Raw genomic sequence first — 14,040 nt, forward strand, 5'->3', positions numbered from 1 at the left:
AAAAGGAATGAATCCATATTCTAAGGCCGAGACACAATTCTCACAAAATGCAGAGAACTACCGAGATTCACCCATATTTGCAGCAGGAGAAGAGCTAGAATGGATGAAAGTGATAGCAAATACGAAAGGTCATGAGCATTTACTTGATATCGGCAGCGGGGCAGGGCATACCGTTTTTTCCTTTTCAGACATCATCTCTAAAGGAATTGGCATTGATGTCACGCACAAAATGATCGAGGTGGCAGAAGCACTAGCAAAAGAACGCCATTTGGACCATATTACGTTTCAGCAGGCAGGAGCAGAAGCATTGCCTTTCTCAGAAGCATCATTTGACCTCGTGACATGCCGATTTGCTGCTCACCACTTTCCAAACCTCCGAGCGTCTATGTCTGAAATCAGCCGTGTCTTAAAAAAAGGCGGCAAATTTCTTCTTGTAGACCATTATGCACCTGAAAACCGAGCACAGGATGAATTTATTAACCACTTAAACCGATTGAGGGACCCTTCTCATGTTCGTGAAAGCTCGCTATCAGAATGGAAAGAGCTGTTCGCTGACAACCATCTGACTAAAGAAGATATTCACTACTGGGACCTGCAGATTGATTATCAGGACTGGATCAAGCGTGGACGTACACCAGAGAGTGTTCAAAAGGAGATCGTTTCCCATCTTCAAGCCGCAGACCCTGAAACGAAACAGCTGTTTCAACTTCAATTCGATGAATATCATCAGCCCACCTCCCTCTGCTTAAAAGCCGCACTCCTGCAAGGAATCAAACAGTGATGCTATAGAAAAAACACCTCCATGTTTTATTTCGGATCACAACGATCCGTTTTCAAACTTGAAGGTGTTTTTGATCTGTCTCATCTTATGGGGTCAGTCCCGTCCCCTAAACGGTAGACTTTTTATTTCGAGTATAAATCCCAGCCAAGTTTAAGTGTGTCGACAATATAATTGGCGACTTCCTCTGCCTCTAGATGATCTGTTTCAACTCTTGAGTTATGAAGGGCATAAATTTCCCGGCGTTCTTCAAACAGCTCTTTCATCTCGTCAATCGTGCGGTTATGAAGAACAGGACGGTTTTCGATTAAAATATCCAACCGCTGCTTCCAATTCTCCCAAGATAAATCAAGGAAAAGAACCGTACAATGCTTCAAGCAGGCTCGTTTGATTTCTTCCTGTTTGAACGCACCGCCCCCTAGGGACACGATCTTCAGCTGAGTATGTTCACATAAATCGACGATATATTCCTTTTCAGCCTGCCTGAAGAAAGCTTCTCCCTTTTGCTGAAACATTTCTGGAATCGTCATGTTGTACTTTTTTTCAATCTCCTGATCGACATCAATAAAATCTCTATATAACTTTTTGGCAACCATCTGTCCAATGGTTGTTTTCCCAACACCCATAAAGCCAATGAGGACAATATTTCGCTGTCTCACAGGGATTTCTCTATTGTTTTTCATGTTCGTGACACGTCCTCCTTACGACAAGGAATGCTACATAATGTTTCTATTATATGATAAATGGGCTGTGAAAAGATAGGCATTCTTAAAAATTGTGTTTGACGACGTAACCAAGCTGTTCGGAGAGCTTCTGGGCATGCTCCTTCACTTTTTGTTGCAGCTGAGGAATGACGTCCTCGGTAAATCGATGGGTAGGTCCAGAGATGGATAAACATGCCTTCACCTCGCCATGAATGTTAAAGATCGGTGCCGCCACTGCCGCAGATCCGACCTCCCGTTCATCAATACTGCTAGCAGTATATGTCTTCAGAATATGCGCACATTCCTTTTGCCAGTCCTCCCTCGTCACGTGATCAGCCTCAGATGCAAACACTTGTTGCTGAAATTCTTCACTTTGGAAGGCAAGCAGTACCTTTCCGCCGGCACCTGCGTATAACGGTAGCTTCTCGCCGATCTTGACAAGATGACGAATAGATTGAAGGCCTTCCGCTTGTTCAATACATACCCTGCTTGTCTGATCCAGCACGTACAAGTTGACGGTTTCCTTTGTTTCGTCACGAAGTGTGTACATCAGCGGCTTTGCCAGTTCTCTCAATTTGATGGACTTCCCAGCAATGTAACCGAGAAGATACAGTCTTTGACCGAGCCGATACTTCAGTGTATCTTGATTCTTTTCTACAAAATGATTCATTTCAAGTGCCTTGAGCAGTCTCGTCGTAGTAGACATTGCTAAATTCATCTCTTTTGAAATGTCCGTTAGCGTCAGCTCTTGACGTTCTTCGCTAAAACAATAAAGAATATCCAGAGCGCGCTGAACAGTACGCAGTCCTGATTCTTCTTTTACCTTCTTATCAGCCATGTTTACTTTCTCCTTTTCCCTTTTGATTTCTTATCGACATGAATGAGCAATTTTGCTATAATCCATTTTAAATGTTCCATTAAAAGAAAACAAATTCCATTAGACGGAATAAGATAAATAGATGGTTTTTGATGGAGGAGATATAGATATCATGATATACCTATTCATTTATACACTTCTTATTAGCTTATACATCGTTCATCAACTGTTCCCTGCTCCCATACTTTCCTATATTGTTGGTCTGCTGGCTGCTGCTTCGCTCACCATTTCGTTTAAGAAGGCTAATGGGCTTTATTTAAAAACAGGTGCTATGTTTCTCTTAATTGGCTTGGTATTATTCTTCTTGTCTGACCAGCCTTTTCACACGTTTTTTCTTCATTTTCATTCCATGCTAGGCTTGCTTTCTTTATTTTTCATGCTGCCATTTATTCATTCTCTCATACATGTTGGACATTTCGATACACAATTAAATAAACTGCTTACCCTGCATACAACGAGTTCAAATCAGCTTTATCGCAAGAGTTCGTTCGTCACTCATATTCTTGGCATGTTTTTAAATATCGCAACCATTCCCTTGCTATATACATCCTTGAAACCGTCGCTGGACGCCCTGAAAGAGAAAGTTAAACAGCAGCTTTATACGCGAAACCTCTTAAGGTCATATGCGCTCTGTCTAAGCTGGAGTCCTGTTGAAGTGCTGGTGAGTGTCACCATTGATGCCACCCAATTGAAATATTATCAAATTGCACCCGTTACCTTTTGTTTAATGGTGGTTGTGCTGTTGACGGATTGGCTGCTCTTTTCTCGTCAAAGCAAGCGATTGCCAAACATCATCCATTCAGAAGAAACGCATACCAATCCTAAGAGAATCAAGCGAAAAACCCTTCAGCTCGCTTTCATGCTGCTAAGTTTTATCACAGTCGTCTCGCTTGTCGATGCCTGGATTGGAAAAGGTTATTTATTCGCTGTTGTGCTGACGATTATTCCATTTGCTTTACTCTTTTCAACGGTCATCAAAAAACGGAAACAATATGTCGCTGTCTCTGTTCCTCATTGGAAGGAGCGAACCCGTCAGCTCTCCAATTATATGTGTCTATTTTTAAGTGCTGGTTTCTTTGTCGATATGCTGCTCGCCACAAACAGTATGCAGCCGATTCAAGCATTTATTGTCAGTATATCAGACCATGCCATCTGGGTTTATTGTGTCATTGGGTTGTATTTTCTGATCACCGCTCTTTGCGGTTTTCACCCGCTCGTCTCACTCGCTTTGTTAGTGAGCATGCTGGCACCTGTCATCCATGAACTGCCTGCCCTTCCTATTGCCATCATGCTCATTATCGCTGGAACATCAACTGTTATGTTTAGTCCATTTAATGTTTCGGTCTCCCTATTAGCCGATTTGATGAAGGTCAATCCTTACCGTATCACTCGTTGGAATATCTGGTTTGCCGGCTTTTATATCAGTATGGGCATCGCATGTGCAACAGTCATCACCATGATCTTTTATTCATAGAAAAGAGAACTCATCTATCTAGGATGAGTTCTCTTTATGTTTGTCATTATGGTTTTAATTGAATGCGTTCAATCTTACCTACGATAAAGATGTACGACATCGCCCCGCCTAATGCTACCAGGCTGACAAATAAAATACCGCCGTTGTATGAGCCTGTCGCTGATACAATGAGACCGATAATCAGCGGCGTGATGATGCCGGATAAATTAGCAAAAAAGTTAAATACGCCGCCAGCCAGTCCAACCATCTCTCTCGGAGCCACCTCAGACAGCATGGTCCATGAGATATTTGACAGCCCTTGTGCGAAGGAGGCGATGGATAAAATGGTCAGCACAAGTGGAATACTCGTTGTAAAATTCGCCAAAACAATCGTACTTGTCAGAAGCAAGCCGACCACAACGGGCAGCTTTCTCGCCACATTGACCGAGACACCCCTCTTGAGCAGCCAGTCAGAAACATAACCACCAAACAGTACCCCAAAGAATGCTGCGATGTATGGAAGAGATGCGGCAAAACCTACCTTAAGAAACGCCATATTTTTCGCTTCTGCTAAATAGGTCGGAAACCATGTTAAAAAGAAAAAGAGAGTGGACGCAACAGAAAATTGACCAATATAGAGTCCGATCAATTTACGATATTTTAAAAGAGCGGCAAAGTCTGCCCATTTCAGCTTCTCCTGTGATGCTACTGTCAGCCCTTCGCCTTGACGGATCAATTCTAACTCATCTTCATTAACCTTCGGATGTTCCTTCGGTTCGTGATAATACTTGTACCAAAAGAAAGCAAATATGATACCGAGCGCACCTGCAGTAATAAAGACGGTTCTCCAGTCGAAAGTCGTCATGATCCAAAAAAGAAGAGGTGTCGCAAATGCAAGACCCACATACTCTCCAGCGGTATAAACACCTGTAGCAAATGCCCGTTCTCGTCTTGGAAACCATGTTGTCACAATGCGGTTATTCGCAGGAAATGCAGGAGATTCTGTAATCCCAATAAACAAACGGCAGCCGAATAAAAAGGCAAAACTGTTCGCAAACGCCTGTAAACCTGTGAAAATAGACCAAGTAATAAGTGATATCCCATATGTTACCTTTGAGCCAAATTTATCGAGAATAAAACCGCCTGGTATTTGCATCGCGGTATATGTCCAGCTAAATGCCGAAAAGATTAATCCTAATAAAGCAGGATTTAACTGCAATGAAGATTGAATAGCAGGTGCAACAATGGACACACTGGCTCGATCAATATAATTAATAGCGGTAATAAAAAACAACAGAATCAATATACCAAAACGGGCTTTCGTTGGTTTCATATAATTGGGCTGCAATTCGTTCCCCTTCAGTTCTGAATGCACTTTCATAACCATCCTCCTTTGTTTCCGCAGCGTGCGGATCGGTTGAGCGTCTTAAATGACCCCTTTTTCTTCTAACTGTTTACATTCTTCTTCTGTTAAGCCAAGCATTTTCGTTAAAATCTCATAATTATGTTCACCTAAATCAGGCGCAATATGCCGGATACGACCAGGTGTTTTTTCAAACTTCGGAATGATGCCAGGTACTTTCACTTTGCCAAGACGAGGGTGATGCACCTCGACAATATTCTCTCGTGCTTTAAATTGCGGATGCTCAAAGATATCCCGAATGCTCAGGATCGGACTCACAGGCACGCCGTGTTTATCTAGAATGGCTAATACCTCATCCCTTGTTTTAGACGCAATCCATTGAGAGACGATAGCATCCATTTCATCGTTATGTTTCAGCCGGGCTGCATTCACAGAGAATTTCTCATTCTCTAGTAAATCTAACCGATTCATCGCCTCTGCCAAACGATTGAAGGTCGAATCCGTACTCGTCACAAGGACCAAATAATGCCCGTCCTTTGTTTCGTAAGTGCCGGCAGGACTTGAATGACCACTTAGACCTGGTGAACGCTCACGCACCTTTCCAAGCTTATCATATTCTGCAATCAAGAATTCTAGCATACGGAACACAGATTCATAGAGTGCCAAATCCACCATTTGCCCCGTTCCTTCTGGATGCGTATCCCGGTAATACATCGCTGTCACAGTAGCAAACGCCACATAGATTCCTGCAATGTAATCCGTGAGAGAAAAGGAAGGGCTGACTGGATGTCGATCTGGAAACCCTTGAATATATGTAAAGCCGCTAAACGCCGTCGCAGGTGTTCCAAACCCAGCCTTATCCTTAAACGGGCCGGTCTGCCCATAGCCCGATACTCGAATCATAATTAAACGAGGGTTGATTTCCTTTAATACATCGTACCCAACGTCCCATTTTTCAAGTGTTCCTGGACGAAAATTTTCAATAATGACATCAACCTGCGCTGCAAGCTTTTTAAAAATGTCTTTTGCTTCTTCTTTGTGCAGATCCAGTGTAAGTGATTTCTTATTCCTTGAGAGACCTGACCATCTCAGCGGTTCACCATCCGCAAAAGGACCGACATGCCGCAGTGTATCCCCTTTTCCAGGAATCTCAACTTTGATCACCTCCGCACCAAAATCGCCTAGAAGCACCGCGCCATAGGGTGCAGCAATCATTGTAGAGACGTCTAATATTTTGATTCCTTCAAGCGGTGTATTCTTATTCATTGCTTGACTCCCTTTCATTCAAGTGATAAAGGGCTAAAATGCTTCTTATTTTAGCCCTTGTCTTCTTTTTGAGTGACCCAGAAGCCCTAGGTGATTAGAAAGGTGAGCTCACGGGGTCAGATTTTTAGTCCTTCGGAAGCTGCCCTTGCGGTGTATAGAGCCAGATGAGCCATAACGGTTCATCCCCTGTATTCACATGCTGATGCGAGACACCGTCTGGAATAAACATAAAATCATTTTGCTTAAAGGACTGTTTTTCTCCATCACAAATGACTTCGCCAGATCCTTTAATCACGTAATCAAATTCCTCTGATCCTGGATGATTGTGCACCGAACTTGCTTCTCCTGGCTCAAAAATAGTAAGACCTGCCATCATATGCTCCGATCCTACAGTATCTGGTGTAATGGTTTGAAACACCTTTCGAATCATTTGCTCTTCTGGATGATCTAAACCTAACCATAGTGGATTTCCATCTTTAAACGGGTTCAATACTTTAATTTTCATTGTTTATTCCTCCCTAGTTCTGTTTAATTCACACTGACATGTGAGCGTTTTGTATTTGGTGAATAAATATCATTAATATTCCAATGTCCATCGGTCGGCACAGGATCATTTTTCATTGCTACATCAATGACGCATGGTTCTTGAGATGCAATTGCTTCAGCCAATGCTTCTTTGAATTCAGAAGCGGCAGTGATTTTGATCCCCTTCATCCCATAACCTCTTGCAATGGCCGCAAAATCAGGAGAATAACTTTCTCCATCTTTTCTAAAAACAGTGCCGTATGTCGTTTCATAGTGCGCCATTTGCAAGCCGGCGATTGTCCCAAACGCACTGTTGTTCATCACAATCCATACAACAGGAATGTTTTCTTCCATGGCTGTTGCGAGAACGGATGGATTTTGACCGAATCCGCCATCACCGACGAGTGACACAACGACACGGTCAGGCTGAGCAATCTTTGCTCCAAGTGCGGCGGGAGCTCCAAATCCCATCGTCGCAAAACCACCTGGCGTTAAAATCGTCCCTGGTGTCAACACAGGAAATTGCTGCCCCACTCCATTTTTATTCCAGCCAACATCTGTTGTAATGAAGGCATCTGGCGGCAATATTTCCCGCACTTCCTGCAAAATACGCTGCGGCTTCATTGGGAAGGACTCGTCTTGAATATTCGTCAGATTGCTCTTTTGAAATTCATCACGGTATGCCGCAATTTCTTTTTTCAATTCAGGTCGATCCAGACCTTCTGGCAGTCTTTCTTTCGCCACACGATTTAGTACGGTCAGCGCCTGCTTGAGATCTGCTACAGCCCCAATTTCAACAGGATAGTTTCGTCCAATTTCATTCGGATCAATGTCAATATGAATGAGCTTGGTTGATGAGAAATTAAACGTATACTCCGATTCCCACGAACTTGCATCCGCTTCAGCAAAGCGAGTGCCTAAAGCCAATATATAGTCCGCCTCTTTACACTGATCATTGATAAATTTTGTTCCCCAAAAACCTGTCATCCCCAAGGTCATTGGATGATCATCCGGCATCGCCCCTTTCCCCATCAAAGAATGGGCAACAGGGATGCTCAAATGGTCAGAGAATGTCTTTAACTCTTCCGCAGCATCTGCTAGTAAAATGCCTCCCCCTACATATAAGAGCGGTTTTTCCGCCTGCAGCAATCGATCTAATATACGATTTGCTGTATGATCATCAATGGAAGGTTTTTCAATGGTGTGTGTATGATGCTCGATTTGTTCAAATAGGGACACATCTAAGTCTTTTGAGAACACATCCATCGGAACAGAAATCAGCACAGGACCGGGACGTCCGCTTTCAGCTAACTGAAATGCTTTTGATAATATCTCTGGAAATAATTCTGGAATGTCGACACGCCATGCCCTTTTCACAAACGGTCTATAAATTTCGTATTGAGAAGCATCGGAATGAAGATTGATTTCTTGGTGTGGGTGCTTTCCGTAGTAATGACTTGGGACATCCCCTGCAATGACAACCATTGGAATGGAATCAAGTGCTGCATTTGCGACACCTGTTGCCGCATTGGTGAGTCCAGGACCTAAATGACTAAGAACAACAGCCGTCTGTTTCTTTGCTCGTGCATAACCGTCTGCTGCATGTGCCGCTATCTGTTCATGTCTGACATTCACAAATTGAATACGGCTTTTTTCAAGAGCTGATAAAAAAGCAATATTCGTATGGCCACAGAGACCGAAAATATGCTCGACTCCCCGATTTTCTAAATACTGAATGACCTGTGTAGAAATATTCTTCTTCATGTTTCTCTCCTCTCACGGTGCAGCTATGAATCTGCTACTCACTTATTCTTTGAAAACACAACAGATAGAACGGTATTCAAATCTTGAATCGCTACTTGTCCGGGAGCTGAACTTTCTTTCCCCACGGCAAAGGTCATGACAGACCCAAACAGTCCACCAACCATTCTGGTGAAGGCCCCATGCTCTCCCATCGCCATCGAAATGACTGGAATCGACAGTCGTTTTTGCGCATAGTTGGTCGCCGAAAGCAGATTTAATGCATCCTCATACGAATGCGGCATGACAGCGATCTTTGCGATGTCGGCGCCGACTGATTCTGCATTGGTGAATATTTGTACAAGGCGATCCACCTCAGGGGTACGATGGAAATCGTGATATGACACAATCAAGGTGATCCCATTCCTTTTAGCCGCCTGACTGACTTGCTGCATATGTGTCACATCATGCATCAACTCATAATCAATCGCGTCCACAAGCTGAGTGGAACAAAGCTCGACAAGCAGAGACACCTTCTCCTCTTCTGAGAGTGATATGCTTTCACCACCCTCCTTTTCAGAGCGGATGGTAAATAAAAATGGGATTTTATTTGCCTTTTCTACCATTCCTTTAAGGGTTTCTATTACTTGTTCCTTGTCATTGAGGTGTGTGAAAAAATCCGCTCGCCACTCAATCACATCAGGCTTCTTCTCGACTAACACCTCGACCTCATGAAACAATTCTTCCTTTGTTTGTCCTATTAGCGGTGTACAAATCATCGGCTGACTGCCTGCCTGCACGTCTTTTAGCTTGTGCTGAAATGCATTCACATCCATCTGCTCCTTTTCATAGGCCATTTGGAAGCACGACCATTTTGGTTTCGGTCATCTCTTCGATAGCGAAACGCGGCCCTTCTCTTCCAATACCGCTTCGCTTAATTCCGCCATATGGCCAGTGATCAAGTCTAAAATTCGATGTCCCATTGATTACAACGCCGCCAGTTTCAAGCTCTTTTGCTGCGTGTAACGCAACATCCATCTGGTTCGTAAAGATGCCTGCTTGCAGACCATATCGACTATCGTTTGCTTCTTTGATGGCCTCATTCAGCTCCTCGTACGGGAGAACGCAGACAACTGGACCAAACACTTCTTCACAGACGACCTTGGCTTGTTTCGGCGGATTCAGCAAAATAGCTGGTGTGATGCTTGCTCCCTTTCTTAATCCTCCAGATAAAAGCTGAGCACCCATTTTCTCTGCCTCTTGTATCCAAGCCTCAACACGCTTCGCTGCTTGTACATCCACCATACAGCCAATATCACTCTCACTAGACAGCGGATCTCCAACGACAAGCTGCTCCACTTTTTGTTTTAATGATTCAATAAATGACGGCAAAATGTGCTTGTGGACATAAATTCTTTGTACAGAAATACAGCTTTGACCAGAGTTGCTAAAGCCCGTCTTTGCACAAAGAGATGCGGCTTTCTCAATATCTGCATCATGATGAACAATCGTCGCTCCATTTCCTCCAAGCTCCAGCAGAACTTTTTTTAATCCAGCAGAGTTTGAAATATGCTCTCCGCCAGCCGCTCCGCCGGTAAAAGAGATCAGATTGGTTCTTTCATCAGTGACTAACTGTCTCCCTGCATCTACTCCCCCAATCACAAGCTGGAGGGCTTTCTCAGGAAATCCTGCTTCGAGCAGCAGTTTAACAAATGCTGTGGCAACAGCTGATGTTTGCGGTGCTGGCTTTAAAATAATGGCATTCCCTGCCGCAAAGGCTGGACCGACTTTGTGACAAATTAAGTTGAGCGGTGCATTAAAAGGGGTAATCGCCAGCACAACTCCAACCGGCACTTTAAATGTCATCGCCATGGCTTCCTGTCCACGGGAAGATACATTGCCAGGAATGGTCTCACCTATTAATCGATTGGCTTCTTGGGCTGACAGCGCCATCGTTTCAATTGATCGTGAGACTTCATCTCTTGTATTTTTAAGCGGTTTGCCTAATTCTAAAGAAATGAGTTTTGCAAAATGCTCTTTTTGTTCTTCCAGCAAGGTGGCTGCTTTTGTTAGCAGCGTTGAGCGTTCTAATGCCGACATCCCTGCTATTTGTTTTTTAGCTTGCTGTGCAATAGAAAGTGCCTGTTCAATATCTTCTGATGATGCTAGATAGGATGCACCGATGATCTCCCCAGAGTATGGATTGATGATGTCTTCTTTGACATGATTTGCATCCAGCCATTCGCCGTTTATATATGATAACGCTTTCAATTCACTCAAATTCTCTCACCCTCCTTCAAGTGACGCGTTCCAACCCCCGCATAACGAACCAGTTTTTCTTCATTTGGACAAGGGCCTTTCACGAGGGCTCCCTTTGTCAGCTCTTCATATGCATGCGCCACGATGCCCATTCCTCTCGATAAGGAAAAGATGCCTTTTGCCGCTCCAGCTGGAATGCTTAATTCACATTGAATCGCAGCAGATACACCATCTATGTTCATCGTTATTTTTTTCCCTTTTAGTTGTTCAAGTTCATGTCTAATGGCCTCGGCTAACCGTAAATATGTTCCACTGATATGCCCTTGCTGCACATATGACTGACTTAGCTCATATAACCGTCTCACCCTCGGATCATCATCATGCAGCTGGTGACCGATTCCTGGAATTTTTTCCTTGCGGGCTAACCACGTCTGACACACTTGCTTTGCAGCAGACTTGATATCCTTGTGATCATCGTAGACCGCTTTGGCCTCGTATAACATACGCATCGCCTTTTCACCGGCTCCGCCATGAATATCACCTAATAGATTCACCCCTGTTGCAACAGAGGAATTAAACGAAATGCCGCACGTAACTGCCATTCTGGCCGCTGCAATAGACGGTGCTCTTGGTCCATGGTCCGCACCTGCGACAAGAACACTTTCAAAAAGAGCCGCTTTCGAATCATCCAGTAATTCACCAACAAGCAGTAAATAGAGCATTTGCGGATACGACAATTCACCAATAAGCTCTTCAATTGGATACCCTCGAAGCTCAATTGAATTTTTCTCAATATGACTAATCTCCGTCTCCCACCAAGCGCCTCCTTCTTTGTATATTTCCAGCGCACTTCGATTTTTCATTGTGTGAATCATTCCTTTAGCCTCTTATTTGGAGATGAACCACTCCTTTTATTCCATACAGTGGAATTTGATTTCACTTTTTGGAATGTGACTTTATTGTAAGCGCATTCGTTTTTATCGTCAATCATTTTTTCTGAAAATACTGTCATTTGGTCAGAAATTAAGTGAATCGAACTAATTATTCCACCCATTTTTTATTCTATTATCCTTTATTTAGTCAAACAGACTTATGTAGATCGTTCTACTAATTTACTGAACCATTTTTCATTCCGCCTGTCAAATTCAGATGAAATTTCCACATAAAAAATCCTCTCCATTTCTGGAGAGGATTCCAGATTGTTGACAAAGGGCTAAAATGATCTTTATTTTAGCCCTTTGTCTTCTTTTCAGCGTGATAGAAAACCTTTGCAGTCTAGGAAGGACGAGTACCGGAGCGGAGCGAATTTGACATTCGTGAGCACCGGCACGCAGGACTGACAAAGAATGCGAGGGTTTGTCTACACGCTGAAATCCTCTCCATTTCTGGAGAGGATTCTTTTTTATTTCCACCAGTCATCAAACATTGAAGCCGGTACTTGGCGTTTATGTTCTGATTGTACATAGCGCTTTTCAATCGCTTCTGCTGCTTGAGCTGAAACAGGTTTTCCTTCTAAGTAATCATCAATTTCATTGTACGTAATACCAAGTTCTGTTTCATCCGTTTGCTGAGGTTTTTCATCCAGCAGGTCGGCTGTTGGTTTCTTTAAGTATAGACGTTCAGGTGCTTGAAGAGCTTCCAGCAAAGACCGGCCTTGGCGTTTTGTCAGACCTGTGAGCGGCAAAACATCTGCACCGCCATCACCATACTTTGTGAAGAAGCCAGTCACAGCTTCAGCAGCATGATCTGTCCCAATGACAAGTAAGCCTTCCTGTCCACCGACGGCATACTGTGCGATCATTCTCATGCGTGCTTTGACATTGCCTTTATTAAAATCAGACAGCGGGCCGCCTGTTTCCTTTTGATATTGATCACTAAATGCCGTCACGGCAGGCGCTATATCATATTTCCAAGACTTGTCCGGCTGAATAAATGATAGAGCCAGCTGCGCATCGTCTTCATCCTGCTGCGTGCCATGCGGGAGACGCACCGCAATAAAGACGGCATCTTCTTTTCCCTCTTGGCGCAGCTCTTCTACTGCCAGCTGAGCGAGGCGGCCTGCAAGCGTTGAATCCTGCCCACCGCTAATGCCGAGGACGAATCCTTTTGCACCAGTCTTTTTCAAGTAATCCTTTAGAAATCCAACCCGTTTTTCGATCTCCTGCTTTGGGTCAATTGAGGGCTGCACATGCAACTCTTGGCTGATCTTTTTCTGCAAACTCATACACTTTTCCTCCTAAGCATCCTCTACATGAAGAGAACAGGTTTTACTCTCAATTCATTTGGTTTGACAACGATTTTAGACACTTTATTATACCATGTTTTCATAAAGGATATTTTTTAGACGTTCCCCTTTTTCTTAAATGATCAAACATTCACAAAGGAAAGAGACCAAGTCTTTTATAACTGGTCTGTCCTTTTTAATCAATTTCCACCCGTATGGATGTACAACTTGAACCGTTACACTTCCCAATGTCAGCAGGGCAGGCGGACACCGCGACAATGAGATCCATTTCTGCACGCAGGCGAATGTAATCACCGGGTAGCGATTTTGGCACCTCCACAGACAGCTTTCCTTTTTCATCAATGACTGTATTCATAAAGACGTTAAAAGGATAATACATATCCTCCTTCGGAATACCAAATGGCTCAAAGGCCGTCCGCAGATTATCATAGCAAGTATGCATGACCTCTAGGTGCGTCCGGCCATATAAGAGCTGATACATTTCTTGCCGGCAGGCAGGCATATATAAATCATGGCATTCCACTGTATCTTCAATGACCGTAAACATCGGTTTATATAAATTAGAATAAAGCTTATCTCCCTTTTTCACCTTGGAAGAGAACAGGCTGTCCATTGTTGCGCCCTGATCAAATCTTTCATAGAAATCCTTCTCATGATACGCCATCACATCTGCTACTTGCTGACCTTCGACATCAACCACTCGCATACATTGGCCTTTTCCTAAACGAAAGCCTTGTCCATCCTTTGGGAAAATCACGTATTCTCCGTTCATCACATGCACTCCCTTTCCATGACAGTATGCCCAAAACGTCCCCTTGATCATGTATAAA

At 43.6% G+C, this 14,040-nt stretch carries 13 protein-coding genes; 2 read left to right on the forward strand and 11 right to left on the reverse strand.

The window, feature by feature from the left end; all coding sequences use genetic code 11:
* Positions 1–7: 7 nt before the first annotated feature.
* A complete protein-coding gene (locus BK049_RS06425; protein ID WP_008361557.1) occupies positions 8–781 on the forward strand; it encodes a class I SAM-dependent methyltransferase in 774 nt (257 codons plus the stop codon).
* A 122-nt stretch (positions 782–903) separates the two neighbouring features.
* On the opposite strand, the gene BK049_RS06430 is transcribed toward BK049_RS06425, so the two are convergent.
* Together BK049_RS06430 and BK049_RS06435 are read right to left on the reverse strand one after the other, a co-directional pair.
* Positions 904–1,461, reverse strand: coding sequence for a shikimate kinase (locus BK049_RS06430; protein WP_071168121.1), 558 nt, complete (start codon positions 1,459–1,461; stop codon positions 904–906).
* Positions 1,462–1,546: 85 nt separating this feature from the next.
* Positions 1,547–2,320 carry an IclR family transcriptional regulator gene (locus BK049_RS06435; protein ID WP_008361553.1) on the reverse strand — a complete coding sequence of 258 codons (774 nt, stop codon included), beginning with the start codon at positions 2,318–2,320 and terminating at the stop codon, positions 1,547–1,549.
* Positions 2,321–2,471: 151 nt separating this feature from the next.
* Between BK049_RS06435 and BK049_RS06440 the strand changes: the two genes are divergently transcribed.
* The gene (locus BK049_RS06440) at positions 2,472–3,833 is read left to right on the forward strand and encodes a hypothetical protein (protein WP_071168122.1); all 1,362 of its coding nucleotides are present in this window, start codon (positions 2,472–2,474) and stop codon (positions 3,831–3,833) included.
* A gap of 46 nt (positions 3,834–3,879) precedes the next feature.
* On the opposite strand, the gene BK049_RS06445 is transcribed toward BK049_RS06440, so the two are convergent.
* The 9 genes from BK049_RS06445 to BK049_RS06490 form a co-directional block, all read right to left on the reverse strand.
* A complete protein-coding gene (locus tag BK049_RS06445; RefSeq protein WP_008361550.1) occupies positions 3,880–5,193 on the reverse strand; it encodes an MFS transporter in 1,314 nt (437 codons plus the stop codon).
* 45 nt (positions 5,194–5,238) lie between these two features.
* On the reverse strand, positions 5,239–6,441 hold the full coding sequence (locus BK049_RS06450; RefSeq protein ID WP_008361548.1) for a CaiB/BaiF CoA transferase family protein: 1,203 nt from the start codon (positions 6,439–6,441) through the stop codon (positions 5,239–5,241).
* Between the two features lie 124 nt (positions 6,442–6,565).
* Complete coding sequence (locus BK049_RS06455) at positions 6,566–6,946, reverse strand: cupin domain-containing protein (RefSeq protein ID WP_008361546.1); 381 nt, start codon at positions 6,944–6,946, stop codon at positions 6,566–6,568.
* A 23-nt stretch (positions 6,947–6,969) separates the two neighbouring features.
* Entirely contained in the window at positions 6,970–8,730 is a 1,761-nt protein-coding gene (locus BK049_RS06460; RefSeq protein WP_008361544.1) for a thiamine pyrophosphate-binding protein, read from the reverse strand.
* A gap of 38 nt (positions 8,731–8,768) precedes the next feature.
* On the reverse strand, positions 8,769–9,542 hold the full coding sequence (gene aroD, locus BK049_RS06465) for a type I 3-dehydroquinate dehydratase (RefSeq protein WP_071169201.1): 774 nt from the start codon (positions 9,540–9,542) through the stop codon (positions 8,769–8,771).
* 10 nt (positions 9,543–9,552) lie between these two features.
* Positions 9,553–10,986 (reverse strand): aldehyde dehydrogenase family protein, encoded by a 1,434-nt coding sequence (locus tag BK049_RS06470; protein ID WP_071168123.1) that lies wholly within the window; start codon positions 10,984–10,986, stop codon positions 9,553–9,555.
* A complete protein-coding gene (locus tag BK049_RS06475) occupies positions 10,983–11,840 on the reverse strand; it encodes a citryl-CoA lyase (protein ID WP_083381096.1) in 858 nt (285 codons plus the stop codon). Before BK049_RS06475 ends, BK049_RS06470 begins: the two co-directional genes overlap by 4 nt.
* A 527-nt stretch (positions 11,841–12,367) precedes the next feature.
* The gene (gene nadE, locus BK049_RS06485; RefSeq protein WP_071168125.1) at positions 12,368–13,189 is read right to left on the reverse strand and encodes an ammonia-dependent NAD(+) synthetase; all 822 of its coding nucleotides are present in this window, start codon (positions 13,187–13,189) and stop codon (positions 12,368–12,370) included.
* A 196-nt stretch (positions 13,190–13,385) separates the two neighbouring features.
* Positions 13,386–13,982 carry a DUF1989 domain-containing protein gene (locus BK049_RS06490; RefSeq protein WP_071168126.1) on the reverse strand — a complete coding sequence of 199 codons (597 nt, stop codon included), beginning with the start codon at positions 13,980–13,982 and terminating at the stop codon, positions 13,386–13,388.
* Positions 13,983–14,040: the final 58 nt, after the last annotated feature.

The sequence above is a fragment of the Bacillus xiamenensis genome, assembly GCF_001857925.1.
Classification (GTDB): Bacteria; Bacillota; Bacilli; order Bacillales; family Bacillaceae; genus Bacillus; species Bacillus xiamenensis.